The 25703-nt window shown below is 74.7% G+C and carries 25 protein-coding genes; 16 read left to right on the top strand and 9 right to left on the bottom strand.

The genetic code is table 11. From position 1 onward, the window contains the following. Window positions 1–134: 134 nt before the first annotated feature. Window positions 135–1559 carry an NADP-dependent succinic semialdehyde dehydrogenase gene (locus tag ACI790_RS19325; protein WP_456571415.1) on the bottom strand — a complete coding sequence of 475 codons (1425 nt, stop codon included), beginning with the start codon at window positions 1557–1559 and terminating at the stop codon, window positions 135–137. A 239-nt stretch (window positions 1560–1798) separates the two neighbouring features. Between ACI790_RS19325 and ACI790_RS19320 the strand changes: the two genes are divergently transcribed. From ACI790_RS19320 to ACI790_RS19310, 3 genes are all read left to right on the top strand, one after another. Then, the gene (locus ACI790_RS19320) at window positions 1799–2788 is read left to right on the top strand and encodes an anti-sigma factor RsbA family regulatory protein (protein ID WP_456571414.1); all 990 of its coding nucleotides are present in this window, start codon (window positions 1799–1801) and stop codon (window positions 2786–2788) included. Between the two features lie 156 nt (window positions 2789–2944). Beyond that, window positions 2945–3763 (top strand): CoA transferase subunit A, encoded by an 819-nt coding sequence (locus tag ACI790_RS19315; protein WP_456571413.1) that lies wholly within the window; start codon window positions 2945–2947, stop codon window positions 3761–3763. Then, window positions 3763–4431, top strand: coding sequence for a CoA transferase subunit B (locus tag ACI790_RS19310; RefSeq protein ID WP_456571412.1), 669 nt, complete (start codon window positions 3763–3765; stop codon window positions 4429–4431). Before ACI790_RS19315 ends, ACI790_RS19310 begins: the two co-directional genes overlap by 1 nt. Before the next feature lie 210 nt (window positions 4432–4641). On the opposite strand, the gene pcaC is transcribed toward ACI790_RS19310, so the two are convergent. The 5 genes from pcaC to pcaH are packed head-to-tail and all read right to left on the bottom strand — an operon-like array spanning window position 4642 to window position 8581. Next, window positions 4642–5049 (bottom strand): 4-carboxymuconolactone decarboxylase, encoded by a 408-nt coding sequence (gene pcaC, locus ACI790_RS19305; RefSeq protein ID WP_456571411.1) that lies wholly within the window; start codon window positions 5047–5049, stop codon window positions 4642–4644. Continuing rightward, window positions 5046–5828 (bottom strand): 3-oxoadipate enol-lactonase, encoded by a 783-nt coding sequence (gene pcaD / locus ACI790_RS19300; RefSeq protein WP_456571410.1) that lies wholly within the window; start codon window positions 5826–5828, stop codon window positions 5046–5048. The genes pcaC and pcaD overlap by 4 nt, the downstream gene beginning before the upstream one ends. Beyond that, window positions 5825–7150, bottom strand: coding sequence for a 3-carboxy-cis,cis-muconate cycloisomerase (gene pcaB, locus ACI790_RS19295; RefSeq protein WP_456571409.1), 1326 nt, complete (start codon window positions 7148–7150; stop codon window positions 5825–5827). The genes pcaD and pcaB overlap by 4 nt, the downstream gene beginning before the upstream one ends. A gap of 25 nt (window positions 7151–7175) precedes the next feature. Next, entirely contained in the window at window positions 7176–7838 is a 663-nt protein-coding gene (pcaG, locus tag ACI790_RS19290) for a protocatechuate 3,4-dioxygenase subunit alpha (RefSeq protein ID WP_456571408.1), read from the bottom strand. Next, window positions 7835–8581, bottom strand: a complete 747-nt coding sequence (gene pcaH, locus ACI790_RS19285) for a protocatechuate 3,4-dioxygenase subunit beta (RefSeq protein ID WP_456571407.1) — start codon at window positions 8579–8581, stop codon at window positions 7835–7837. The genes pcaG and pcaH overlap by 4 nt, the downstream gene beginning before the upstream one ends. Window positions 8582–8649: 68 nt before the next feature. On the opposite strand from pcaH, the gene ACI790_RS19280 reads away from it, so the two are divergent. The 7 genes from ACI790_RS19280 (at window position 8650) to ACI790_RS19250 (ending at window position 17140) form a co-directional block, all read left to right on the top strand. Continuing rightward, entirely contained in the window at window positions 8650–9426 is a 777-nt protein-coding gene (locus ACI790_RS19280; RefSeq protein ID WP_456571406.1) for an IclR family transcriptional regulator, read from the top strand. Between the two features lie 153 nt (window positions 9427–9579). Continuing rightward, window positions 9580–11346, top strand: coding sequence for a PIG-L family deacetylase (locus ACI790_RS19275; protein ID WP_456571405.1), 1767 nt, complete (start codon window positions 9580–9582; stop codon window positions 11344–11346). 70 nt (window positions 11347–11416) lie between these two features. Then, the gene (locus ACI790_RS19270; protein WP_456571404.1) at window positions 11417–12589 is read left to right on the top strand and encodes a 4-hydroxybenzoate 3-monooxygenase; all 1173 of its coding nucleotides are present in this window, start codon (window positions 11417–11419) and stop codon (window positions 12587–12589) included. Between the two features lie 48 nt (window positions 12590–12637). Further along, window positions 12638–12880, top strand: coding sequence for a hypothetical protein (locus ACI790_RS19265; RefSeq protein WP_456571403.1), 243 nt, complete (start codon window positions 12638–12640; stop codon window positions 12878–12880). A 125-nt stretch (window positions 12881–13005) separates the two neighbouring features. Next, window positions 13006–14643 carry a carboxylesterase/lipase family protein gene (locus ACI790_RS19260; protein ID WP_456571402.1) on the top strand — a complete coding sequence of 546 codons (1638 nt, stop codon included), beginning with the start codon at window positions 13006–13008 and terminating at the stop codon, window positions 14641–14643. Window positions 14644–14806: 163 nt separating this feature from the next. Continuing rightward, entirely contained in the window at window positions 14807–15982 is a 1176-nt protein-coding gene (locus ACI790_RS19255) for an acyl-CoA dehydrogenase family protein (RefSeq protein WP_456571401.1), read from the top strand. A 6-nt stretch (window positions 15983–15988) separates the two neighbouring features. After that, a complete protein-coding gene (locus ACI790_RS19250) occupies window positions 15989–17140 on the top strand; it encodes an acyl-CoA dehydrogenase family protein (RefSeq protein ID WP_456571400.1) in 1152 nt (383 codons plus the stop codon). Window positions 17141–17216: 76 nt separating this feature from the next. Here ACI790_RS19250 and ACI790_RS19245 read toward each other — a convergent pair whose 3' ends face one another. After that, window positions 17217–18002, bottom strand: coding sequence for an SDR family oxidoreductase (locus ACI790_RS19245; RefSeq protein ID WP_456571399.1), 786 nt, complete (start codon window positions 18000–18002; stop codon window positions 17217–17219). 297 nt (window positions 18003–18299) lie between these two features. Between ACI790_RS19245 and ACI790_RS19240 the strand changes: the two genes are divergently transcribed. The 6 genes from ACI790_RS19240 (at window position 18300) to ACI790_RS19215 (ending at window position 24031) form a co-directional block, all read left to right on the top strand. After that, on the top strand, window positions 18300–19883 hold the full coding sequence (locus ACI790_RS19240; RefSeq protein ID WP_456571398.1) for a Re/Si-specific NAD(P)(+) transhydrogenase subunit alpha: 1584 nt from the start codon (window positions 18300–18302) through the stop codon (window positions 19881–19883). Next, complete coding sequence (gene pntB, locus ACI790_RS19235) at window positions 19880–21286, top strand: Re/Si-specific NAD(P)(+) transhydrogenase subunit beta (RefSeq protein WP_456571397.1); 1407 nt, start codon at window positions 19880–19882, stop codon at window positions 21284–21286. Before ACI790_RS19240 ends, pntB begins: the two co-directional genes overlap by 4 nt. Before the next feature lie 49 nt (window positions 21287–21335). Further along, window positions 21336–21737, top strand: coding sequence for an STAS domain-containing protein (locus ACI790_RS19230; RefSeq protein ID WP_456571396.1), 402 nt, complete (start codon window positions 21336–21338; stop codon window positions 21735–21737). 220 nt (window positions 21738–21957) lie between these two features. After that, window positions 21958–22677 carry a GAF and ANTAR domain-containing protein gene (locus ACI790_RS19225; RefSeq protein WP_456571395.1) on the top strand — a complete coding sequence of 240 codons (720 nt, stop codon included), beginning with the start codon at window positions 21958–21960 and terminating at the stop codon, window positions 22675–22677. A gap of 188 nt (window positions 22678–22865) precedes the next feature. Beyond that, the gene (locus tag ACI790_RS19220) at window positions 22866–23297 is read left to right on the top strand and encodes a hypothetical protein (RefSeq protein WP_456571394.1); all 432 of its coding nucleotides are present in this window, start codon (window positions 22866–22868) and stop codon (window positions 23295–23297) included. A 2-nt stretch (window positions 23298–23299) separates the two neighbouring features. Continuing rightward, window positions 23300–24031: a sulfite exporter TauE/SafE family protein gene (locus ACI790_RS19215; protein ID WP_456571393.1), complete on the top strand. Its 732-nt coding sequence runs from the start codon at window positions 23300–23302 to the stop codon at window positions 24029–24031. A 3-nt stretch (window positions 24032–24034) separates the two neighbouring features. Here the strand turns inward: ACI790_RS19215 and ACI790_RS19210 are convergent, their stop codons facing one another. Together ACI790_RS19210 and ACI790_RS19205 are read right to left on the bottom strand one after the other, a co-directional pair. Then, window positions 24035–24418, bottom strand: a complete 384-nt coding sequence (locus ACI790_RS19210) for a hypothetical protein (RefSeq protein WP_456571392.1) — start codon at window positions 24416–24418, stop codon at window positions 24035–24037. A 201-nt stretch (window positions 24419–24619) separates the two neighbouring features. Continuing rightward, window positions 24620–25465, bottom strand: a complete 846-nt coding sequence (locus ACI790_RS19205) for an aggregation-promoting factor C-terminal-like domain-containing protein (RefSeq protein WP_456571391.1) — start codon at window positions 25463–25465, stop codon at window positions 24620–24622. Window positions 25466–25703: the final 238 nt, after the last annotated feature.

The raw sequence follows: 25703 nt of genomic DNA, 5'->3' as shown, positions 1-25703 counted from the left end.
GGGGGGGGGGGGGGGGGGGGGGGGGGGGGGGGGGGGGGGGGGGGGGGGGGGGGGGGGGGGGGGGGGGGGGGGGGGGGGGGGGGGGGGGGGGGGGGGGCCCCCCCCCCCCCCCCCCCCCCCCCCCACTGCGCGGGTCACTCGGCGGCGGACCCGGCGGTGCTGCGCTCGGCCTGCTCGCTGCTCGGGCCGCCCACCCATACCGTCTTGGCGTTCATGAACGCGCGCATGCCCACCTCGGTCAGCTCGCGGCCGTAGCCGCTCTGCTTGATGCCGCCGAAAGGCAGGTCCGGGTAGCTGGCGGTCATCCCGTTGATGAACGCCATGCCGGAGGCGATGTCGCGGACGAACTGCGCCCGCTCGTCCTCGTCATCGCTCCACAGGTTGGAGCCCAGCCCGTAGACGTGGCTGTTGGCGATCTCGATCGCCTCGTCCAGCGAGTCGACGGTGTACAGCGCCGCGACCGGGCCGAACACCTCCTCGCTGTGCACCTTCATCTCGGGCGTGACGCCGGTGAGGAGCGTCGGGGCGTAGAACCAGCCCGGCCGGTCCAGCCGCTGCCCGCCGACCGCGACCGTGGCGCCCTTGCCGCGAGCGTCCTCGACGTAGTCCTCGACGTCCTGGAGCCCGGACTCGGTGGCCAGCGGGCCCACCTGGGTGTCGGCGTCCATCGGGTCCCCGACGGTCAGCGCGCCGATCTTCTCGGCGAACAACCGGGTGAACTCCTCGGCCACGTCGCGGTGCACGAAGAAGCGCTTGGCCGCGATGCAGCTCTGCCCGTTGTTCTGGTTCCGGGCGGTGGTGGCGACCTCGGCGGCCCGGTCAAGGTGCGCCGAGGGCATGACGATGAACGGGTCGGAGCCGCCCAGCTCCAGCACGGTGGGCTTCAGCGCGTCGCCGGCGACGGCGGCCACCGACTGCCCGGCCGGCCCGCTGCCGGTCAGGGTCGCGGCCACCACGCGGTCGTCGCGCAGCACCCGCTCCACCGTCCCCGACCCGATCAGCAGCGTCTGGAACACGTCGTCGGGGAACCCGGCCTTGCGGAACAGCTCCTCGAGGTACAGCGCCGTCTGCGGCACGTTGCTGGCGTGCTTGAGCAGGCCGACGTTGCCGGCCATGAGGGCCGGGGCGGCGAACCGCATCGCCTGCCAGAGCGGGAAGTTCCACGGCATGACCGCCAGGACGACGCCCAGGGGCTGGTGGACGACGTAGGCCCGCTCCGCCCCCACGGCGGCGGCGTCCTTCTCCTCGGGCTCGAGGAAGGCCGGGCCGTGCTCGGCGTACCAGCGCAGCGCCGTCGCGCACTTGCCCACCTCGGCCTTGGCCGAGGCGAGGGTCTTGCCCATCTCGGTGGTCATGAGCTCGGCGACGGAGTCGGTGTCGGCGTCCAGGGCGTCGGCGGCGGCCGACAGCCAGCCGGCCCGCTGCTGCGGCGAGGTCAGCCGGTAGCCGGCGAACGCCTCGGCGGCCCGGGCGATCTTCTCCTCGAGGGCCTCGTCGGTGAGCGGCTCGTAGGTCTTGAGCGTCTCGCCGGTGGCCGGGTTGATCGTGGCGATGGCCATGGTGTGCTCCCTCCTGATGAGCGGTCACCTGCCCGGACGCAGGCCGGCGAAACCGGCCGGCCGGCAACAGCCTCCGCTGCCGCGGTCCTCGCCGGGCGCCCCGGCCGGTCGCGCCCTGCCCACCGGTCCTGCCGGCGGGGGTTTCGGACGATCCCCACCTCCGGTGCGACCGATCCGGCGCGTTGGCCTACCGTGGGGCCACGGTCCGGGACAGCGGGCCCGACAGGCAGGGGCGACGAGTGAGCTGGACAGCAGCAGGCGGAGCGGGGCATCCCGCCGCCGGGGGCTTTCCGCACGACGCCCTCCTCTACGACTCGACCGACCAGCTGGTCGCGGCGGGGGCGCCGTTCCTGCGCGCGGCGCTGGACGCCGGGGAGGCCGCGGTCGTCGTGGCCGGCGCCGGGAGCCGGGCGGCCCTGCGGGAGGCGCTGGACGACGATCCCCGTCTGCAGCTGCTCGACCGCGCCGACCTCTACCGCACCCGCACGCCCGCGGCCATCACGACCTGCCGCCGGCTCGCCGAGCAGCACACCGCCGAGGGGGCCGGCCGCGTCCGCGTCCTCGGCGAGATCGATTTCGGCCGCACCGAGCGCGAGTGGCTCGAGTGGGAGCGCTACGAGTCGGTCATCAACCAGGCGTTCTCCGGGTGGGACCTGTGGGGCGTCTGCGCCTTCGACACCCGCGTGCTCCCCGACCCGGTGGTCGAGTCCGCCCGCCGGACGCACCGCCACCTCGTGACCGCGGCCACCCGGACGCCCAACCCCGGGTACACCGATCCGGCCGAGTACCTCCGGGGGCTCCCGGTGCCGGACGAGCCGCTGGAGCGCACCCGCCCGAGCTTCGCGGCCGCCGACGTCGCCGACTTCATCGGTCTGCGGCACGCCGTCGCCGCGGAGCTGGCCGGCGTCCCCGCCTCCGCGGACGTGGTCGAGGACTTCCTGCTCGCCGTCGACGAGATGACGTCCAACGCCGTCCGGCACGGGCAGCCGCCGGTGAGCCTCCGGCTGTGGACCGCTGCCGACCGCATGGTGTGCACGATCAGCGACGGCGGGCCGGGCTGGGACGACCCGTTCGCCGGGTACGGCCCCGCGCACGGCGAGGACCTCTCCCGTGGCGGCATGGGTCTGTGGCTGGCCCGCCAGCTCTGCGACCACGTCGACATCTTCGGCGGCGAGCACCACCCGGGCGACGGCGGCGTGAGCGTCCGCCTCACCACCGTCCTGCGCTGAGGCCCGCCACTTCCGTCCAGTGGAGAACTGCTTCCCACGGTCCGCCCCCGGACGGCGATACTGGCCCGGGCAACCGGCGAGCGATGGGAGCACTGTGGTGGATCGGACGCACACGGACCACGGGCGGTCCACCGCCCCCGTCGAGCGGGGTTCCCGGTGAACAAGGTCGTGGCCTCCGCCCGGGAGGCCGTCGCCGACATCGGGTCGGGCTCGGTGCTGGCGGTGGGCGGGTTCGGCTTGTGCGGGGTGCCGTTCGCGCTGATCGACGCGCTGCTCGAGCAGGGCGCCGACGAGCTGACCACGATCTCCAACAACTGCGGGGTGGACGACCAGGCGCTGGGCGTGCTGCTCTACGCCGGGCGGATCCGCCGCACGATCTCCTCCTTCGTCGGCGGCAACGACGAGCTGGCGCGGCTGTACCTCTCCGGTGAGCTGGAGGTCGAGCTGACCCCGCAGGGCACCCTGGCGGAGCGGCTGCGCGCCGGGGGCAGCGGCATCCCCGCCTTCTACACCCCGACCGGGGTGGGCACGCTGGTGGCCGACGGCGGCATCCCGATCCGCTACGACGCCCAGGGCGCCGTGGCCGAGGTCAGCCGGCCCAAGGAGGTGCGGGAGTTCGACGGCCGCCAGTACGTGCTCGAGACCGCGCTGACCGCCGACTTCGGCCTGGTCCGCGCCGCGGCCGGTGACCGGCACGGCAACCTGGTCTTCCACGAATCGGCCCGCAACTTCAACCCGCTGGCCGGGATGGCCGCCCGGGTCACCGTCGCCGAGGTGGAGGAGCTGGTCGAGCCGGGCGAGATCACCCCCGAGGACGTGCACCTGCCCGGCGTTTTCGTCGACCGCGTCGTCGTCGTGGGCGCGGAGGGCAAGCGGATCGAGAAGCGCACCACCCGCCCCCGCCCGGCGACGGGCACCGCCGACACCGCCACGCCGGCCGCCGCCGGCGAGGAAGCGACCGGAGGAGCAGCCTGATGGCCCTGTCCCGCAAGGAGCTGGCCGCCCGCGTCGCGCTGGAGCTGGAGGACGGCTCCTACGTCAACCTCGGCATCGGCATGCCGACCCTGGTGCCCAACTACGTGCCCGACGGCGTGCACGTCGTCCTGCACTCGGAGAACGGCGTCCTCGGCGTCGGCCCCTACCCCTTCGAGGGCGAGGAGGACGCCGACCTGATCAACGCCGGCAAGGAGACCGTCACCGTCCTGCCCGGCGCCAGCTTCTTCGACTCCGCCCTGTCCTTCGGCATGATCCGCGGCCAGCACCTCGACGTCGCCGTCCTCGGCGCCATGCAGGTCAACCCCCGGGGGGACCTCGCCAACTGGCTCATCCCCGGCAAGATGGTCAACGGCATGGGCGGCGCCATGGACCTGGTCCACGGCGCCAAGCGGGTGATCATCATGATGGAGCACACCGCCCGGGACGGATCGGCCAAGATCGTCGCCGAGTGCACCCTGCCGCTGACCGGCAAGGCGTGCGTCGACCGGATCGTCACCGACCTCGCCGTCATCGACGTGACCGACGACGGGCTGGTGCTACGCGAGACCGCCCCCGGGGTGAGCGCCGACGAGGTGGTCGAGAAGACCGGCGCCCCGCTCACCGTCGCCGACGACCTCCGCGAGATGCCGCTGCCCGCGGGGATCTAGCGGGGGCACCCTCCCCTGCTCACCTGTTCCGCGGAAGTCAGTCTCTGCCCACTGGGGCTGGGCAGAGACTGACTGCCGCAGCGGAGGGAACGGTGCCGCGTGCGCCCCGGAGGGAGCGGTGCGGCATGCGCCGCGGAGGGAACGGTGCGGCGTGCGCCCCGGAGGGAACGGTGCGGCGTGATCTCGCCGCACTCCCGAGCTCGCCGCGGCTCAGCCGCCCGCTGCGCCGCGGAGCTCGTCGAGGATCGGGCCGGCGACCTTGAAGGCGTGGTTGGCCGCCGGTACGCCCGCGTAGACGGCGGCGTGCTGGATGACCTCGCCGATCTCGTCGTCGGTCAGACCGTTGTTCTTGGCCGCCCGCACGTGCAGGGCGAACTCGTCCCAGTGCCGCAGCGCGATGGTGATCGACAGCGTCATCAGGCTGCGGTCGCGGCGGGACAGCCCCGGCCGCTGCCAGACGTCGCCCCAGGCCACCCGGGTGATGAAGTCCTGGAAGCCGGCGGTGAACTCCGAGGTGTTCGCCACCGCGCGGTCGACGTGGGCGTCACCCAGCACCTCCCGGCGGGTGCGCATCCCCGCCTCGCGGCGCGCCTGGTCGGTGTCGGGCAGCTCGCTCACCGGGCGTCCCCGGCGGCGTCGAAGTGGGCCAGCAGCGCGCCGGTGACCTGCAGCGGCTGCTCGATGTTGGCCAGGTGCGCACCGGGGCTGATCGAGACCAGCCGGGCGCCGGGGATGCCGTCGACGATGGCCTGCTGGTGCTCGGGGGGCGTCGCCGGGTCCTGCGCGCCGGAGACCACCAGGGTGGGCGCGGCGATGGTCGGGAGGTCGGCGCGCAGGTCCATGTCCGCGATCGCCTCGCAGCAACTCGCATACCCCTCGCCGTCGGTGCCGGCGACCATCTCCCGCAGCCCGGCGACCACGTCGGGGTGATCCGCGGCGTAGGCCGGGGTCACCCACCGGCTGACGACGGTCGGCGCCAGCACCCCCGTGCCCTCCGTCCGGGCCGTGGCGGCGCGGTCGAGCCAGTTCTCCCGCGGGCCCAGCAGGGCGGAGGTGCACAGCAGCGCGAGCCGGTGCACCCGCTGGGGCTCGCGCGCGGCCAGGCGCATGCCGGTCATGCCGCCCAGCGACAGGCCGGCGACGTGCGCCCGCTCCGCACCGACCTCGTCCAGCAGGGCGACGAGGTCGTCGGTGAGGTCGTCGAGCGAGTAGGGCCCCGGGGGCACCGGGGACGCCCCGTGCCCGCGGGTGTCGTAGGTGACCACCCGGAAGCGCTCGGCGAGCGCGGGCACCTGCTGGTCCCACATCGCCCGCGTGGCGCCGAGCGAGTTGGACAGCACGAGCACGGGCGCGTCGGCGGGCCCGTGCACGGTGTACGAGACGGTGACGGCGGTCATCGGGCTCCCTCGGTGAGGTGGGTGTGTTCGGCGAGCACGGCGTCGACCTGCGGGCCGGCCTCCCCGACGTCCGGGCCGCCGCCGAGCAGGTCGGCGAGGTCGACGTCGTCCCGGCCGGCGACCACGTCGGCCAGGGAACGGCCGGTGGCAGCCGCCTCCCGCACGGCGGCGGCGGCCTCGTCGTGGGCGGCGCCGCTGCCGAGGACCGGGGTCAGCGCGTCGGCGAGCGCCCCGGCGAGCTCCGGATCGCCCGCCGCGCCGGCCGTCGCGGACATCCGGGCCACGTCGGGGCGCAGGCCGGTGAGGCTCTCGACCAGCCAGGCCGCCGCCGAGCCGACGGTGGTGAGCAGGTCGGTGAGCGCGGGCCACTCGCTGTGCCACGCCCCGGCGGCCCGCTCGTGCTCCTGCTCCATGGCGGCCAGCAGCGTCGCGACCAGCCCCGGCGCGCGGCGGGCGCAGGCCCGCACGGAGATCGCGGCCACCGGGTTCCGCTTGTGCGGCATCGCCGACGAGCCGCCGCGCCCGGCGTCGCTCTCCGCGGCCTCCCCGACCTCGGTCTGCGCCAGGAGCACCACGTCGACGGCGACGGTGGCCAGCACGCCCGCCGTCGCCCCGAGGGCACCGGCCAGGTCGGCGATCGGCAGCCGCACCGTGTGCCACGGGACCGGGGTGGTCGCCAGGCCCAGCTCGGCGGCGAGCGCGGCGCGCAGCGCGGTGCCCGACCCGTCCGAGGCCGCGAGGGTCCCGACCGCGCCGCCGTACTGCACGGGCAGCGTGGCGACGACCTCGGCCAGCCGCAGCCGCGCGCCGTCCAGCCCGCTGAGCCACCCCGCCGCCTTGAGCCCGAAGGTGGTGGGCAGCGCCTGCTGCATCAGCGTGCGGCCCATGACGACGTCGTCCCGGTGGGCGCGGGCCAGGTCGGCGGCGGCCTCGGCGGCCAGCGCGAGGTCCCGGTCGATCGCGGCGATCGCCCGCCGGGCCAGCACCATCAGCGCCGTGTCGAGGACGTCCTGGCTGGTGGCGCCCACGTGCACCGCGACGGCGTCCCGCTCCCCCACCGCGGCCTCCAGCACCCGCACCAGCGGGGGCACCGGGTTGCCGGCGTCGGCGGCCCGCGCCACCACGGTGGCCAGGTCCAGCCCGGCCGGCTCCGCGCACGCCGTGGTGACCGCGTCGGCTGCCGTGGTCGGCACCAGGCCGGTGGCGGCGGCCGCGCGGGCCAGCGCCGCCTCCACGTCCAGCAGCGCGGCGAACCAGGCGGGATCGGAGACGGCCGCCGCCGCTCCGCCGCGGGCGAAGGTTCCGCTGAAGAGGCCGCTCACGCGGCGGTTCCGGTCACAGGTGCGTTCATACCGCGAAGAAGACGGTCTCGCGCTCGCCCTGCAGGTGGATGTCGAACCGGTACCCGTCGTCGGCCGGCGTGGCGAGCAGCGTGCTCCGCGCGGCGTCGTCGGGCAGCGCGCGCAGCACGACGTCCTCGGCGTTGGCCTCGGCCTCGTCGGCGAAGTAGATGCGGGTGACCACCCGGTCGAGCAGGCCGCGGGCGAAGACGCTGACGTCCACGTGCGGGGCCTGCAGCCCGCCCTGCCCGTCCGGCACCCGGCCGGGCTTGACGGTGAAGACGGCGAACTCGCCGCTGAGCGTCTGCGCGCGGGCGAAGCCGCGGAACCCCGGGTGGGACGACGCCCCACGCGGGTCCTCGGGCGACGGAAATCCGCCGTCCGGGTCGGCCTGCCAAATCTCCACCATCGCGTCCAGGACCACGTCGCCGGCACCGTCGAGCACCCGGCCGCGGATCCAGACGCCGCCGTCGGTGCCCTCGGCCGCGGCCCAGGCGCCGTCCGGCCAGGTGAGGCCGATGGCGAGGTAGGGCCCGACCGTCGCGCTCGGGGTGGTGCCCCGTCGTAGCGGCTCGGTGAGGAAACCGGTGCCGCGCTGCCCGGTGCGCGGCTGGAAGGGGCCGGGCGGATCCGGCGGGACGTCCAGCGGGTCGGTGATCCGCCGGCTCATGCCACGTCTCCGTCGTCGTCGGTCTCGAACGGGGTCTGGTCGGATCCGCGCAGCACGATGTCCCACTCGAAGGCCAGCGCCCAGTTGTCCTGGGTGCGCTCGAGGGAGAACCGGCTGATCGCCCGGTGCCGGACCGCCGGCGGGATCGCGTTGTAGATCGGGTCCTGGCCGAACAGCGGATCCCCCGGGAAGTACATCTGGGTGACCAACCGCTGGGTGAACGCGCGGCCGAACAGGCTGAAGTGGATGTGCGCCGGACGCCACGCGTTGTGGTGGTTGCCCCACGGGTAGGCGCCGGGCTTGATCGTCAGGAACTCGTACCGGCCCAGGCTGTCGGTGACCACCCGGCCGAGCCCGTCGAAGTGCGGGTCGAGGGGCGCAGGCCAGTTGTCGACGACGTGCCGGTAGCGGCCGGCGGCGTTCGCCTGCCACACCTCGACCAGCGCGCCGGGCACCGGACGGCCGTCGCTGTCCAGCACCCGCCCGTACACCAGGATCCGCTGGCCGACGGCCTCGCCGCCGCTGCGGACGGTGAGGTCGGCGTCCTCCGCCCGCACCCGGTCCTCGCCCAGCACCGGGCCGGTGATCTCGGTGAGCCGGTGCGGCAGGTCGACGGGCGTCCGCAGGGGCGCGCGCAGGGCCGCGCTGCGGTAGTCGGGAAAGCCCACCGGGGTGCGCAGGGCGGCGGGCTCACGCAGGTACTGCGGTACGTGCAGGCCACTGGCCGATGTGGTCCCGGTCATGCCGGGACGGTACGACCGCCGGGCTAGGCTCCCAAGCCCACACTTCCACTGGGCGGGAGAACCAGCAGATGGCCGGTCGCAGCACCACCCCGGGCCGGTCGGTGACGTCCCGGGCGCTCGGGGTCCTCGACGCGTTCGGCAGCGACGCCCCCCGGCTGTCGCTGACCGAGATCGCCGAGCGCACCGGCACCCCGCTGACGACGACGCACCGGCTGCTCGGGGAGCTGACCGGCTGGGGGGCGCTGGTCCGGCGGTCCGACGGCCGGTACGAGATCGGCCGCAAGCTCTGGGACCTCGGCCTCCTCGCCCCGGTGCAGCTGGAGCTGCGGCAGGTGGCCGCGCCGTTCCTGCTGGACCTGCACACCACGATCCGCGACACCGTGCACCTCGCCGTCCGGGAGGGGCTCTGCGCCCTCTACGTCGACCGGGTCTCGGGCCGGGAGTCCGTCCCGGTGGTCAGCCAGGTCGGCAGCCGGCTGCCCATGCACGCCACCGGCGTCGGCAAGGTGCTGCTCGCCGCCGCCCCGGACGACGTCGTCGAGCAGACGCTGCGGGCGCTGCAGCCGATCACCCGGCACACCGTCGTCGACCCGGCGCAGCTCACCCGGGAGCTCGCCGAGGTCCGCCGGCGCCGGTACGCGCGCACGTGCGAGGAGATGTCACCCGGCGCCGCGTCCGTGGCCGTTCCGGTGCAGGTGGAGCGGGTGACCGGCCCGCTGGCCGTGGCCGCCCTCGGCGTCGTCGTCCCGCCGCACCGGCGGGACCTCGCCCGCCTGGTACCGGCGCTGGAGATGGCGGCCCGGGGCATCGGCCGGGAACTGGCCCGGTCGCGGGAGTTCCACTGACGTCCCCGGCTCCCGCCCGCTACCGTCCGCCGCTCGGGTCGAGCACGATGCGGGCACTGCCCGGCGACCATCCGGAGGAACGGTGCAGGCCCTGCGCGCGTCCCGTGCGAACGACGTCCCGACCACCCCTCCGCCCGCCCGGAGGCCGGGCCGGTGACCGCCTCCGTCCTGGCGGTCGTCGCGCATCCCGACGACGACCTGCTCTTCCTCAACCCCGATCTCGACGCCGGCATCCACGCCGGGATCCCGACCACCGTCATCTACCTCAGCGCCGGCGACGCGCTGCTCCCCCGCGCCGAGGCGTCGCTCCGCGCCCGCGACCGGCGACGCGGCATCCAGGACGCCTACCGGGTCTCCGGAGACGTCGGTGACCTGCCGCTGCAGGACGAGTGGGACGGCGAGGTGGTCGAGCTCGGCGGGCACCGGGTGGAGGAATTCCGGCTGCGCGCCCGGCCCGGCGTGCGGGTGACCTTCCTCGGCCTGCCCGACGGCCGGCTGTCCCGGCTGGCCTCCGGCGCGACGCTGGCCACCGTCCCCGCTGCCGGAGGGCTCGTCACGGACGCACAGGAGTACGACGGTGACGACGTCGTCACGGTGCTGTGCGGTCTCCTGGAGCGATACCGGCCGACCGTGCTCCACGTGACGGAGCTCGTCGCCGACCGCCGGTACGACGTCCCGCGGTCGCACCCGGACCACCGGGCGGCGGCGGCGCTCGCTCTCGAGGCCGCGCGCCGGTACCGGGCGGCGCACGCCACCTGGCTGCCGTACGTCCTCCAGCACCGCGACTACGGGGTGGGCCAGCACCCCGTGAACCTCGACCCCGTGACGCGCGCCCGCAAGCGTGCCCTGTTCGCCGCCGAGTACCAGCCGTGGGACCCGCCCGCGGCGGACGTCTTCGGCGCGACCGACCGCGCCTACTACCGGACGTCCCGGGGCACCCGGTGGTCGGCGACCGCCGGCCGCGGCGCGGTGTGGCTGTTCGCCGTGCGCGACGGCCGGGTCGCCGCCTGGCGGGGCCCCGGCAGCTGGCAGGGCCCGGTGGACCTCGGTGCCGACGACCTCGGCGCCGGGGTCACCACCGTCGTCGCGGCGGCCGGGACCGACGGCAGCATCCACCTCGCCGCCCGGACCGAGGACGGGCGGCTGGCCGTCCGCCCGGCCGTCGGCGGCGGGTGGACCGACCTCGGCACCCCGGACCCCGGCGAGGACGCGCGCTACGTCGGGAGCCCCGCCCTCGCCCCGAACGCCGACGGCCGGCTGCAGGTCGTCGTCGTCGACGCCGCCGGCGGCCTGTCGACGCGCTGGCAGGAGGCCGACGGCGGCTGGCACCCCTGGTCCGGCCTCGGCGGCTCCGACCTGCAGGACCCGTGCGACGCGCTGCTGGACACCACCGGGCGGATCGAGGTCGTCGCGGCCACCCGCACGGGGCTGGTCCTGTGGCGGCAGGCCGTGCCCGACGGCCGGTTCGTCCGGGGCCCGCTCCCGTGCCTCGCGCCCGCCAGCCCCGCCACGTTCGCCGTGAACGCGGACGGGCGGCCGGAGGTCCATTACCGGGAGGCGGGAACCGCGGCCGTCGCGACGAGCTGGCAGGACGGCGACCTCGCCTGGCGATCGGCCACCTCCCTCGGCGGTGACGGCGGGACCGGGCCTCCGGCGAACGCCACCGTGGCCGGCCGGATCGCCTGCGTCGCCCGGAACGCCGGCGGTGGCATCTCCGTGACCGTGCAGGAGGCCCCCGACAGCCACTACGGCCCGTGGACCGATCTGGGCGGGTTCGTCACCGACCACCCCACCGCCGCGGCGACCCCCGACGGCCGGCTGGTGGTGGCGGTGGTCGACGCGGACGGCACGGTCGTGCACCGCATCCGGTCGGCCGCCGGGCGCTGGGGCCCGTGGCGGACCGTCGGCGCGATCGCCTGACCGGGGCACCGCTTCCGCTGAGCGGGAGATCCGGTTCCGCCGGGGAGCGCCGGCGGACACACTCCTCCTCGTGCGCACCCAGGTAGGCATCATCGGCGCCGGCCCCGCCGGCCTCCTGCTGTCCCGGCTGCTGGCGCAGCGCGGCATCGACTCGGTGGTCCTGGAGAACCGGTCGCGGGAGTACATCGAGGCCCGCATCCGCGCCGGCATCCTCGAGCAGCACACCGTCGACACGCTCACCGACGCCGGGGTGGGCGACCGGCTGCGCCGCGAGGGCCTGGAGCACCGCGGCATCCACCTGCAGTACCCCGGCACCCGGCACACCCTCGACTTCCCGGAGCTGTGCGGGCGCACCGTGTGGGTCTACGGCCAGACCGAGATGGTCAAGGACCTCGTCGCCGCCCAGCTCGACGGCGGCCCGCCGCTGCTGTTCGACGTCTCCGACGTCGCGCCCGAGGACGTCGACGGGGACTCCCCGCGCATCCGGTTCACCGACGCCGACGGAGTCGAGCAGGTCCTGGAGTGCGACGTCATCGCCGGCACCGACGGCTTCCACGGGGTCTCCCGCCCCGTGGTGACGGCGGGCACCGACGGCCGGCTGTGGGAGCGCACCTACCCCTACGCCTGGCTGGGCATCCTGGCCGACGCCGCCCCCGCCACCGACGAGCTGATCTACGCCTGGCACCCCGAGGGCTTCGCGCTCTACTCGATGCGCTCGCCGTCGGTCTCCCGGCTCTACCTGCAGGTCGACCCGGCGGACTCCATCGAGAACTGGTCCGACGACCGCATCTGGGCGAACCTCTCCCGCCGGATGGCCCTCGAGGGCTGGGACGTCTCGACCGGACCGATCACGGAGAAGTCGATCCTGCCGATGCGCTCGTTCGTCAGCGCGCCCATGCGCCGCGGCCGGCTCTTCCTCGCCGGCGACGCCGCGCACATCGTGCCGCCGACCGGGGCGAAGGGGCTGAACCTCGCCGTCGCCGACGTCACCCTGCTGGCCACCGCGCTGACCCGCCTGCTGCGGGAGGAGCGGACCGACCTGGTCGACGCCTACTCCGACACCGCGCTGCGCCGCGTCTGGCGGTGCACCCACTTCTCCTGGTGGATGACGTCGATGCTGCACACCTCCGGCGACGACTTCGACGCCCAGCTCCAGCTCGCCCAGCTGGAGCGGCTGTGCTCGTCGGAGGCCGCCGCGCGCGAGCTGGCGGAGAACTACACCGGGCTGCCGATCGAGGTCTGAACCGGCAGCGGTGCATCCGCGACGGCGGCGGGAGCCGAAAGCGGTGTCGTGGACTCCTTCGCGCCGCACGCCGAGACGCACTGGATCGTCCAGCCGCTGGTGGACGCAGGGCTGGACCTCGACGACATCCGGGTGCTGGTGACCCGGCTCGGCTTCGAGGCCGTCGTCGGCGGGCCCCGCGGTGTCGACGCCCGCCTGCTGGACGTCGTGGGCGACCGGCCGCACGACGTCCGGGCCGCGTGGGTGGAGACGATCGACCGGATGACCACCCGGCCGCTCCCCGGCTGCTGACTCCTCCGCACCGGCGTGCCGCCCGGAGTGACCCCCGCCACACACCGGTCGTCCGGACTGTCTAGTGTCCGGACCGCTGTGGTCCAGCTCACCCCGGGGCTCGGCCGGCACTCCTTGGAGGTTCCGTGCGCACCACTCCCCCACGTTCCGCCCGAAGGTCGTCGCTCGCCCTCGGTCTCGGCGCCGTCCTGACCGCCGGCGCCCTCGCCACCGCCGCGCCCGCCGGGGCCGCGCCCGGTCCGCGAGACCCGGCGCCGCTCGTCGTGCAGACCGCCGACGGCGCCGTCGAGGGCACCGCTCCCGACGGCTACCGCCTGTTCCAGGGCATCCCGTACGCCGCCCCGCCGGTGGGTGACATGCGCTTCCGCCCACCGGCCCCGGCGGAGCCGTGGGAGGGGGTCCTCGACGCCACCACCCCCGGCAGCGCCTGCCCGCAGGAGCCCGGCGCCACGAACCCGACGGCGTCGGTGGACGAGGACTGCCTCTACCTCAACGTCACGACCCCGTCGGGGCTGGACACCCCCCGGAAGGACCTGCCGGTCATGGTCTGGATCCACGGCGGCTCCTGGCGGACGGGCAGCGGCGACCGGTACGACGCCAGCAAGCTGGCGCTCCAGGGCGACGTCGTGGTGGTGACGATCAACTACCGGCTCGGCGCCCTGGGCTTCATGGCGCAGGAGGACCTCTCGCGCGGGAACGGGGACGTGGCCTCCGGCAGCGCCGGGCTGCTCGACCAGCAGGCGGCGCTGCGCTGGGTGCAGCGCAACATCCGCGCCTTCGGCGGCAACCCCGGCCGGGTCACCATCTTCGGTGAGTCGGCCGGCGGCTCGGCGGTCTGCGCCCAGCTCACCTCCCCGGCGGCGCGGGGCCTGTTCGACCGGGCCATCGCGCAGAGCTACAGCTGCACCGCCCCCTACGACACCCTGGAGACGGCCGAGGCCAAGGGCGCCGCGGTCGCGGAGACCGTCGGCTGCGCCACCGCGCCGGACGTCGCGGCCTGCCTGCGCGCCACGCCGGTGCCGGAGCTGCTCGAGGCCTGGCCGGGCGGGGCGTTCGTCGTCGGCGGGTCGGCGCTGCCGGTGCAGCCGGCCGAGGCCATCGCGGCCGGTGACCACGCGCGGGTGCCCATCATGCACGGCAACCTCAGCGACGAGAACACCCTGTTCACGCCGCTCAACCCGGCCGTGGCGACGCGGGCGAACGACGTCGACGGCTTCACCGAGGCCGACTACGCGGCCGTCCTCACCGGGGTGTTCGGCGACGACGCCGCCGCGGTGCTGGCGCGCTACCCGGCCTCCGCGTACGCCTCGCCGCTGCGCGCCCTGGCCGCCGTGAACAGCGACGCGGGCAGCGCGCTGTCGACGTGCGAGCACGTCGACGCCTACGGCACGCTGGCCCGTCCCCCGGCGCCGGCACCGGTGTTCGCCTACCAGTTCCGCGACGAGACGGCGGACCCGCTGCTGGACTTCCCGTACCCGGCCTACCCGGAGGACGCGCAGCACGCCGCCGAGCTGCCCTACCTGTTCCCGGGGCTGTTCGGGGACGGGCTGACCGCCGAGCAGGAGCAGCTGTCGACGGCGATGGTGCGCTACTGGACCAACTTCGCCGCCCACGGCAACCCCAACGGCCGTGACGTCCCGACCTGGACCCGGTACCGCGCCCCGGCCGACGTGCAGGGCCTGGACATCGCCTCCGACGGCGGGATCGGCCCGGTCGACGTCGCCGCCGAGGCCAAGTGCGGGTTCTGGTCGACGCTGAACTGATCGACCGGTCCGCGCACGGGCCCCGGGCGGCGCCGCTGCCCGGGGCCCGGTCGCGCGGCCGGCACGCCGTCCCCGGGATGCCGCATCTACCGACCGGTAGCAGGTGTGGGATGGTCGGGGCTCTACGTCGAGACGGCGCTGCCGCCGTCAGGAATGAGGACCGATGCGGTTGCAGCTGTCCCCGGAGCTCGAGGCTTTCCGGGAGGAGATGCGGACCTTCTTCACCACCCAGGTGCCGCAGGAGATCCGCGACAAGGTCGCGGCCCACCGGCACGTGTCCAAGGAGGAGTACGTCGAGGCCCAGCGCGCGCTCAACGCCGCGGGCCTGGCCGTGCCCCACTGGCCCGTCGAGTGGGGCGGCCGGGACTGGACGCCCCTGCAGCGCCACATCTGGCGCGAGGAGATGCAGCTGGCCGGGGTACCCGAGCCGCTGGCCTTCAACACCAGCATGATCGGCCCGGTCATCGCCGCCTTCGGCAACCAGGAGCAGAAGGAGCGCTTCCTGGCCAAGACGGCCAACCTCGACATCTGGTGGTGCCAGGGCTTCTCCGAGCCCGACGCCGGCTCCGACCTCGCCTCGCTGCGCACCAGCGCCGTCCGTGACGGCGACGACTGGCTGGTCAACGGCCAGAAGACCTGGACCACCCTGGGCCAGCACGCCGACTGGATCTTCTGCCTGGTCCGCACCGACCCGACGGCGGAGAAGAAGCAGCGCGGCATCTCGATGCTGGTCTTCCCGATGGACAGCCCCGGTGTCACGCTCCGCCCGATCGAGCTGATCGACGGCGGCTTCGAGGTCAACGAGGTGTTCTTCGAGGACGTCCGCGTCCCCGCCGAGAACCTCATCGGCGAGGAGAACCGCGGCTGGGACTACGCCAAGTTCCTCCTCGGCAACGAGCGCGTAGGCATCGCCCGCGTGGGTGCGACCAAGAAGATGCTCGCCCAGGCGAAGGACTACGCCCGCGAGATCACCGTCGACGGCCACCCCCTGCTGGAGGACCCGTTCATGGCCCGGCGGATCGCCGAGGTGGAGAACGAGCTGTTGGCCCTCGAGCTCACCGCGCTGCGCGTCGTCGCGAACTCCGCCGACGGCAAGCCGCACCCCGCGTCCTCGGTGCTGAAGCTGAAGGGCTCGGAGCTGCAGCAGGCCGCCACCGAGCTGCTGGTCGACATCGCCGGCCCGCTCTCGCTCGCCTCGTTCGCCGAGGAGGGCTCCGACGTGCCGGACTGGGCGCGCACCGCGACCCCGCACTACCTGAACTACCGGAAGGTCTCCATCTACGGAGGCTCCAACGAGGTTCAGCGCACCATCATCGCCGGCACGATCCTGGGGCTGTGATCTGACGTGGACTTCACCTTCGACAGCGAGCAGAACGACCTCCGGGAGGCCGTCCGCGGCCTGCTGGAGCGCGCGTACAGCGACAGCGAGACGCGCCGCAAGGTCGCCGCGAACGACCCGGGCTTCGACGAGAAGACCTGGTCCCGGCTGGCCGAGATGGGCCTCCTCGGGCTCCCCTTCGCCGAGGAGCACGGCGGCATGGGCGCCGGGCCGATCGAGGTGGCGATCGTCGCCGAGGAGATCGGCCGGGTCATCGCCCCCGAGCCGTTCATCGAGGCGGTCGTGCTGGCCGGTGGGCTGATCGCCGCCGTCGGCACCGACGAGCAGAAGGCCGCGCTGCTGGGCGCGATCGCCGAGGGCACCAGCGTGCCGGCGTTCGCGCACGCCGAGACCGGCACCCGCTGGAGCGCGTCGGCGTCGGCGGTCACCGCCACGCAGGCGGGCGACGGCTGGACCCTCTCCGGCGTCAAGGAGCCGGTGCCCACGGGCGCCCGCGCCGACGTCCTGGTGGTGTCGGCCGTGGTCGACGGCGGCGGCACCGGGCTGTTCGTCGTGCAGGGGGACGCGGCGGGCCTGACCCGCACCGGCTACCGCACGCACGACGGCACCCGCGCGGCCAACGTCCGCTTCGACGGCACCCCGGCGACCCTGCTGGGCACCGGCGGGGACCAGACCGCCGCCGTCGAGCGCGCGCTCGCCGAGGCCCGCATCGCCTACAGCCACGAGGCGATCGGCGCGATGGACACCGCCCTGCGCACCACCGCCGAGTACCTCAAGACCCGCAAGCAGTTCGGGGTCACCCTCAACCGGTTCCAGGCGCTGACCTTCCGCGCGGCGGACATGTACGTGTCCCTGGAGCTGGCCCGCAGCACCGCGCTGTGGGCGTCGATGGTGCAGGACGCCGGTGGCGACGTCCTCTCCGCCGCCGACCGGACCCGGCTGCAGACCAGCCGCGCCGGCCGGCACATCGGCAAGGAGGCCATCCAGCTGCACGGTGGCATCGGCGTGACCGCGGAGTACTCCGTCGGGCACTACACCAGCCGGCTCACCGCGATCGACCACCTGCTGGGCGACGGCGACTTCGCCGCGGCCCGGCTGGCCCGCACCGTGGCCGACCGGGAGACCGTCGACCCGCTGGGCGCCCCGTACGCGGTCTGACCGCGGACACCCCCGCCACGGAGCCCCGCCCCTCCTCGTGAGGGGCGGGGCTCCGTCGCGTCCGGCGCGGCGCGGGTCAGGAGGCGAGGCGGGCGACGACCAGCCGGTTGACCCAGTCGGGACTGCTCGCCGACGCGGCGGCCAGCACCCGGGTCTGCCGGCCCACGGTGCGGTGCGGTGAGCGGGGCAGCGGCAGCCGCTCGTGCACCACGGCCCAGGCCCGGGCGGCGACGTCGTCGGGCGTCAGCCGGACCCCGAGGGTCTTCACCGGGGCCATCCCCTGCCCGTCCCGGGTGACCATCTCGGTGTCGACGAACAGCGGGACCAGGCTGCGCACCCGGAGCCGGTCGGCCCGCCACTCGAGGTCCAGGGCCTCGGTCAGCGACTTCACCGCCGCCTTGGTGGCGCCGTAGGTGGCCAGCGTCGGCTGCCCGTACAGCGCCGACGCCGAGCACAGGTTCAGCAGCAGCCCGCGCCGGGCCTGCCGCAGGTAGGGGTGGCCGGCGAGCGCCCCGTTGACCACGCCGCCGACGTTGATGTCGACCATCCGGCGGTGCGTGGCCGCGTCCATGCCGGTGAAGGGTCCAGAGGCGAGGACGCCGGCGTTGTTCACCAGGACGTCGAGGCCGCCGGTGCCGCAGAAGCGCTCCAGCGCCGCCCGCCACTGCGCGTCGTCCCGCACGTCGAGGACCCCGTGCACGGCGTCCGGCCGGCCCGCGGCGACCGCGGCCACCGCGTCGCCGTCGATGTCGAACACGCCCACCCGCCAGCCGGCGTCCAGGAACCGCTCGGCGATCGCGCGGCCGATGCCCCGGCCGGCGCCGGTGACGAGGATGCTGCGCGGACGGGTGCGTGTGGTCATCCGGTAACTCTTACCGGACGACGTGTGCCCCGTCGCCCCCGGACGTCATTCGCGGGGGAATGCCCGGCGCAGCTCGTAGGCGTCGGCCCGTACCGCGTAGGTCGACGAAGACCGGTGCGGCCGCACGGGCCGATCTCCCGGCGTCCCACGGACGTGCCTTGCCTCACATTGCCGGAGCTACGCACCGCGACAATCCGTTAGCAGGCAAGATCCGACCGGATCGACCGAGCACCGCGAACGACCCCGCCACTGGTGGACGGGCGACGAGGCCCGCCCTCCGAGGAATGGAGCGCCACGATGCAGATCGGAGTCCCGCGCGAGACGCGGACCCGCGAGACACGGGTGTCCGCGACACCGGCGACGGTGACGCAGCTGGTGGCGCTGGGCTACGACGTCGTCGTCGAGGCCGGCGCCGGGGCGGCCAGCAGCTTCCCCGACGAGGCCTACGCCCGGGCCGGCGCCCGCGTGGGCACGGCGCAGGAGGCGTGGGGCGCCGAGGTGGTGCTGCGGGTCAACGCCCCCGCGGTCGAGGAGATCGACCGGCTGTCCGACGGCGCGACGCTGATCAGCCTGCTCTCCCCCGCGCTGAACCCGGACCTGGTGGAGGCCCTGGCCGCGCGGCCGATCACCGTTCTGGCGATGGATGCCGTCCCCCGGATCTCGCGGGCCCAGTCGATGGACGTGCTGTCCTCGATGGCCAACATCGCCGGCTACCGGGCGGTGATCGAGGCGGCGAACGTGTTCGGCCGCTTCTTCACCGGCCAGGTGACCGCCGCGGGCAAGGTGCCCCCGGCGAAGGTGCTGATCGCCGGCGCCGGCGTGGCGGGGCTGGCCGCGATCGGGGCGGCCTCGAGCCTGGGCGCGATCGTCCGGGCCACCGACGTGCGCCCGGAGGTCGCCGAGCAGGTGCGGTCCCTCGGCGGTGAATACGTGGCGGTGCCCGACGCCGCGGAGGCGCAGGTCAGCACCGACGGCTACGCGCGGGAGATGGGTGAGGACTTCAACCGGCGGGCGGCCCAGATGTACGCCGAGCAGGCCCGCGACGTCGACATCATCATCACCACCGCGCTCATCCCCGGCCGGCCGGCGCCCCGGCTGATCACCGAGGAGATGGTCGCCTCGATGCGCTCGGGCTCGGTGATCGTCGACATGGCCGCCGCGCAGGGCGGCAACGTCGCGGGATCGGTGCCCGACGAGGTCGTGGTCACCCCCAACGGCGTGTCGATCATCGGGTACACCGACCTCCCGGCCCGCCTGCCGGCCCAGGCCTCGCAGCTCTACGGCACCAACCTGGTCAACCTGCTCAAGCTGCTGACGCCGGGCAAGGACGGCCGGCTGGTCCTCGACTTCGACGACGTCGTGCAGCGGACGATCACGGTCGTGCGCGCCGGCGAGAAGACCTGGCCACCACCGCCGGTCCAGGTGTCGGCCGCGCCGGCTCCGGCCGCACCGCCGGCGGGCGCCACCGCGGGTGCCACCGCGGGTGCGCCGAGCGTCCCGAAGAAGACGCCGGCCCCCGCGCGGCGGTTCGCGCTGGTCGGCCTCGGTGCCGCGCTGCTGTTCCTGCTGACGGCCTTCTCACCGGACGAGCTGGTGCAGCACTTCACCGTGTTCGCACTGGCCGTCGTCGTCGGCTTCTACGTGATCGGGAAGGTGCACCACGCCCTGCACACCCCGCTGATGAGCGTCACGAACGCCATCTCCGGGATCATCGTGGTGGGCGCGCTGCTGCAGCTGAGCAGCGACGACGGCGTCGTCCGGGCGCTGGCCTTCGTCGCCACGCTCGTCGCCAGCATCAACGTCTTCGGCGGCTTCGCCGTCACCCGCCGCATGCTGGGGATGTTCTCCCGCGGCCCGAGCGTGAAGGGTGCCGCCCGATGACCGCCACCACCGCCGCCTCGGCGGCCTACATCGTCGCCGGCCTGCTGTTCATCCTCAGCCTGGCCGGCCTGTCGAAGCACGAGACGGCGAAGGCCGGCAACGCCTACGGGATCGCCGGCATGGCGATCGCGCTGGCCGCCACCGTCGGGCTGGCCACCCGGGACATCTCCGCGGTCGGGCTCACGCTCCTGGTGGTGGCCGTGGCGATCGGGGCCGCCATCGGGCTCTGGCGGGCCCGCAAGGTCGAGATGACCGGCATGCCGGAGCTCATCGCCCTGCTGCACAGCTTCGTCGGCCTGGCCGCCGTCCTGGTGGGGTGGAACGGCTACCTCTCGGTCGAGGGCGCGGCGGGCGGTTCGGCGCTCGAGGGGGCCGAGGCCGGGATCCACTCGGGCGAGGTGGTCGTCGGCGTGTTCATCGGCGCGGTCACCTTCACCGGCTCGATCGTCGCCTTCCTGAAGCTGTCGGCGCGGATCAAGAGCAACCCGCTGATGCTGCCGGGCCACAACTGGCTGAACCTCGGGGCGCTGGCCCTGTTCGTGGCGCTGACCGTCGTGTTCGTGGCCGAGCCGAACCTGCTAGTGCTGTCCGTGGTGACGGTGCTCGCGCTCGCCCTGGGCTGGCACCTGGTCGCCTCGATCGGCGGCGGCGACATGCCGGTCGTCGTCTCGATGCTCAACAGCTACTCCGGCTGGGCCGCCGCCGCGTCCGGCTTCCTGCTGGGCAACGACCTGCTGATCATCACCGGCGCCCTGGTCGGCTCCTCGGGTGCCTACCTCTCCTACATCATGTGCAAGGCGATGAACCGGTCCTTCCTCTCGGTCATCGCCGGCGGGTTCGGCAACGAGGGCAGCGTCGGCTCGTCGGACGTCGACTACGGCGAGCACACCGAGATCTCCGCCGAGGACACCGCCGAGCTGCTGCGCGAGGCGAAGTCCGTCGTCATCACGCCCGGCTACGGCATGGCCGTGGCACAGGCGCAGGGACCGGTCGCCGACCTGACCCGCAAGCTGACCGAGCGCGGCGTCGAGGTCCGGTTCGGCATCCACCCGGTCGCCGGCCGGCTGCCCGGCCACATGAACGTGCTGCTGGCCGAGGCGAAGGTGCCCTACGACGTCGTCCTGGAGATGGACGAGGTCAACGACGACCTGGCCGACACCTCCGTCGTGCTGGTCATCGGCGCCAACGACACCGTCAACCCGGCCGCCGCCGAGGACCCGGCCAGCCCGATCGCCGGCATGCCGGTGCTGCGGGTCTGGGAGGCGGAGAAGGTGATCGTCTTCAAGCGGTCGATGAACACCGGCTACGCCGGGGTGCAGAACCCGCTCTTCTTCCGCGAGAACACCGACATGCTCTTCGGCGACGCCCGGGAGCGCGTGGAGGACATCCTCAAGGCGCTGTGAGTGACCGCCGGCCCTGTGCAGCGTGCTCGGATTTCGTTACTCTGAGCGGATGCGCGTTCACGGTGGGCTCATCGCCGGTCAACCGGCGGACGCGCACGATCCCGCCTTCCGGGTGCACCGCGACCGGGCCGAGCTCGACGCGGCGGCCTTCCGGGCCTCCTGCGACGGGCTCCGGGTGGTGCTGACCGGGGACGTCGACGCGTTCGGCGCCGAGCGGCTGGGCCGGGTGCTGGCCGCCTCCCCGGTCGACGGCGACACCTGCGCCCTCGACCTCACCGGCCTGGGTTTCGCCGACGTCGCGGGCTGCCGGGCAATCGCCCGCTGGGCGCGCAGCCTGACCGAGCGCGGGATCCGGGTCGAGCTGCGGAACGCCCCGGCCCTGGTGGAGCGCGCCTGGCACCTGCTGGCGCTCGACGAGTGGGTGACGGTCTCGTTCACCGAGGCCGGCTGACCGCTCCACCCGCCGGCGGCACGCCCGCCTTCCGGCTCACCTCGACGCCGTCCCCGACCGCCGCACCACTATGCTGGCCGCTACGACATACGCGTCATACAGCCGGCGCGTGGCCGGGCCCCTCGGCCCGGTCCGAAGAGTTCCCCGGGAGCACCGGGGCACCCTTCCCCTTCCGCCGGCACGCGCGTCGTCCGGTGCAGGCCCAGACGGAGTGCAAGGCGTGACACCCCCCGACGACGATGCCCTCGTCGTCCAGCCGGCGTTCGACGAGCTGGCCCGGCTCTCGTTCGCCGAGCACTCGCTCGAGTCCGTGCTGCGCACGGTCACCGAACTGGCCACCCGCATCCTCCCCGGGCAGCCGGTCGCGTCGGTGACGATCGTCGCCGACGGCCGGCCGAGCACGGTGGCGGCCAGCGGTGACCTCGCCGTCCGGCTCGACGAGGTGCAGTACCGGCTCGGCACCGGCCCGTGCCTGGACGCGGCGACCACCGGCCGGACCAGCACGATCGCCGACACGCGCGCGGCCGAGCGGTGGGCCCCGTTCGCCGTCGAGGCCGCCGCCCAGGGGTGCGAGAGCGTGCTGTCCCACCCCTTCCCGGCGCAGGAGCGGGTGCAGGGAGCCCTCAACGTGTACGCCCGGGACTTCTCCATCGCGGGCGACCGGACCCGGGGCCTGGTCTCCCGGCTGGCCGCCTACGCCGTCGGGCCGGTGTCGAACATGTACCTCTACGAGACGGCCGTGGAGCGCGCCCAGCACCTGCAGGCGGCGCTGGAGTACCGGGCGGTGATCGACCAGGCCAAGGGCATCCTCATGGAGCGGCACAAGCTGACCGCCGACCAGGCGTTCCGGCTGCTGGCCAAGGTCTCGATGGAGACCAACACGAAGCTGCGGGACGTGGCAGCGCAGTTCGTGCTGACCGGGGACCTGCGCCCGGCCTGACCCCCGGGCGCACGACGTGCTCCGGCGAGGAGTGCCGGCCCCCCGGAGTGGGCACCTGCGACCGCACGGTCGCCAGGACTGCCGGCGGTTCCGGAGGCCCAGGTCCAGCGGTCGAAGCGACGGCCGCTGGATCGCCCCCCGGGCAGCGCCGGGTTGCGCTGCGCGCTGCGGTCGCCCAGGGTTTCCCGGTGGATCCCTTCCGCGGTCTCGGCATGCCCCGCATCCCCGGGTTCACCGAGCTGCTCACCCTGCTGCAGACGCAGACCGAGGCGCTGGCGCAGCTGCCCCGGACCCTGTCCGACCTGAACGCCACCGTCCGCGAGCTGACCGCGGCCACGACGTCCGCGCGGGAGACCATCGCCTCCGCCCAGCGGATCGCCGAGCGCCTGGAGGGCCTGGTCGAGGAGCTGGAGGAGCCGGTGCGTGCGCTGCGCCCCGGCATCGAACGGGTCGCCAAGGTGCTCGACGACCCGGCCGTCGACACGGTGCCCGACACCCTGCGCCGCATCCACGACGACCTGATGCCGCTGATCTCCGGCCTCCGGCAGGCGCAGAACCGGGTCGGCTCGGTGACCGGCCTGCTGCGCCGTCGCCCCGCGGAGGAGGACGACGGCTACTGATCGTGGAGACGGTCGCCGATCCGTTCGTCCTGCTGCTGTGCGGCCTGGCCGTGCTGGTGGCCTCGGTCGTGCAGACGGCGACCGGCATGGGCTTCGGCCTGCTCGCCGGGCCGCTGGTCCTGCTGGTCGCGCCCGCGCTCGTCCCCGGGCCGCTGCTGATGGGCACCCTCGCCGCCCTGCTGCCGGCCCTGTGGCGGGACCGGGCCGCGCTGGAGTTCGACGCGATGCGCGGGGCGATGCTGGCCTCGGTCCCGGGCGCCGTCGCGGGTCTGGGGCTCGTGCGGGTGATCGACGGCCGGGTGCTGGGCATGACGGTCGGGATCGTGGTGCTGGGCGCCTGCGGGGCGGCGCTCGCCGGGATCCGGCTGCCCGGTGGCCGTCGCGCGCTGACCGTCGCGGGCTTCACCTCGGGCGCGCTGTCGACGGTCGCGGCCACGCCGGGGCCGCCGCTGGTGGTCACCTACCGGGCGCCCACGCCCGCGGCCCAGCGAGCCAACCTGTCGCTGTTCTTCGTCGGGACGACCGTGCTCTCCCTGAGCGTGCTGGGTGCCGGCGGGGAGCTCTCGGGCAGCGGCCTGGCCTCCGGCGCGGTGCTGGTGCCGTTCGTGCTGCTCGGCTTCGTCGCCGCCGGGCCGCTGCGCCGCCGGCTCACCCTGCCGGCGATGCGCCGCGCGGCGCTCGTCCTGTGCGTGCTCTCCGGTGCGGCGCTGCTGATCAGGTCGCTGGCCGGCTGACCGTCAGCCCTCCGGCGGCGGCTCCCGGCGGACGAAGTCGCCCACCGCCTCCTCGAGCCGCGCCCAGCTGGAGCTCCACTCGACCAGCGGGTCGAGGATCTTCTCGAAGACGGCGAGCTGCTGGTCGAAGGCCTCCAGCTGGGCGGTCATCGCCGCGATCGACCGGCGCTGGGCCTTCACGACGTCGGCGATCGCGCGCACCTGGGCGGCCGACATGGCGCCGGGCGGGCTGGGCAGCGCGGGCAGGGACAGCCGGCCGGGGACGGCGCCGGCCAGGTTGCGGGCGCGGTCGCTGAACCCGCGCAGCTGGTGGACGAACTCGTCGATCGACCGGCCCACGATCCCGCTCTGCGCGGCGGCTCGCCGGCTCTCCTCGCCCTCGGTCATCGCTCCCCCTCCGGCCGTGGTCCTGACCCGACCTTAGGGACGACGCGCCCGTCGCGCTGCCCGGCCGCCACCGTCGGCAGGGCGCGCACCGCCGGAGCCGGGCCCCCGGGCCGAGGCGGGAAACGGCGAGGTCGCCGACCCCGCGCGGGATCGGCGACCTCGTCGTGCTCGGTGCCGGAGCGGCCCGTCAGCGGCGTCCGGTCAGTACCAGTTCTTCGCCTGGAAGTGCGCCCACGCGCCGCAGGGCGAGCCGTAGCGGTTCTCGATGTAGATGAGCCCCGCGTCGATCTGCCGGTAGCCGTCGGACGTCTTGGCGATGCCCGTCCCGGCCCACGTCGAGTTGAGGAACTGAGCGATGCCGTAGGCGGTGCTGGTCGGGTTCTGCGCGGTGGGGTTCCAGCCGCTCTCCTTGCCCCACAGGTTCTCCAGGCAGGTGAACTCGCTGCCCGAACCGCCCAGCTTGCCCATCGCGTACTGCCGGAACGAGCCGGCCGGCGCGACGGGTGCGGCCGGGGCGGACGGCGCGGCGGTGCTCCGCGCGGGAGCGGGAGCGGGAGCCGCGGCCCGCGGCTCGGCGGCGCGGGCCGCCTCGGCGGCGCGAGCCGTTTCCACCCGGGCGGCCTCGGCGCGGGCGGCCTCCTCGGCGGCGCGGCGGGCGGCTTCCTCGGCAGCGATGCGGGCGGCCTCCTCCGCCGCCCGGCGGTCGAGCTCGGCCTGCTCGGCGGCGGCCCGGGCCTCGGCGGCCGCGGTCTGCTCGGCCGCACGCTCGCTGCGGCTCGCCGCCAGCGGGGCAAGGGTCTCGACGGCGGACTCGACGGCCTCGGTGGCGGGCGCGTCGACGGGGATGCCGAGCTGCTGGGCGACGCTGACCGAGGCCAGCTGCGGCTTGCCGTGGGCGGCCGGCTCGTCGGGAAGGGCGACGGTGACGACCAGCCCGCCGGCGGCGACGACGGCCAGGAACAGCGCGGAACGGCGCACCGCAGCGGCGGGCCGACGCCCGGGCGTCGACCGGACGGCGCGGGTGATCGAGGAAGGGCGAAGGTTCATGGGGAGGAACTGCTCCAGAGGCAGGGCACAGCAGGGCCGCTGCGTGCGGCGGACTGCTGCGGAGGTGGTCGAGTGGCAGCGGGTGTCGGGCGGGACGCCCGGGCGCTCAGCGCGGGGAAGGCGCGCGCGAGGCTCCGTACCGGCTGCGGTTCCGTGCAAGGTGGGCCCGCAGGCTCGCCATGCGGCGGCTCTCCGTTTCTTCCGTCGTGCCGCCGACCGAGGAGGCTGACCGGCCAGC

This window comes from Blastococcus sp. SYSU DS0539 (assembly GCF_054050855.1).
This window is presented reverse-complemented; position numbering and strand designations above follow the sequence as displayed.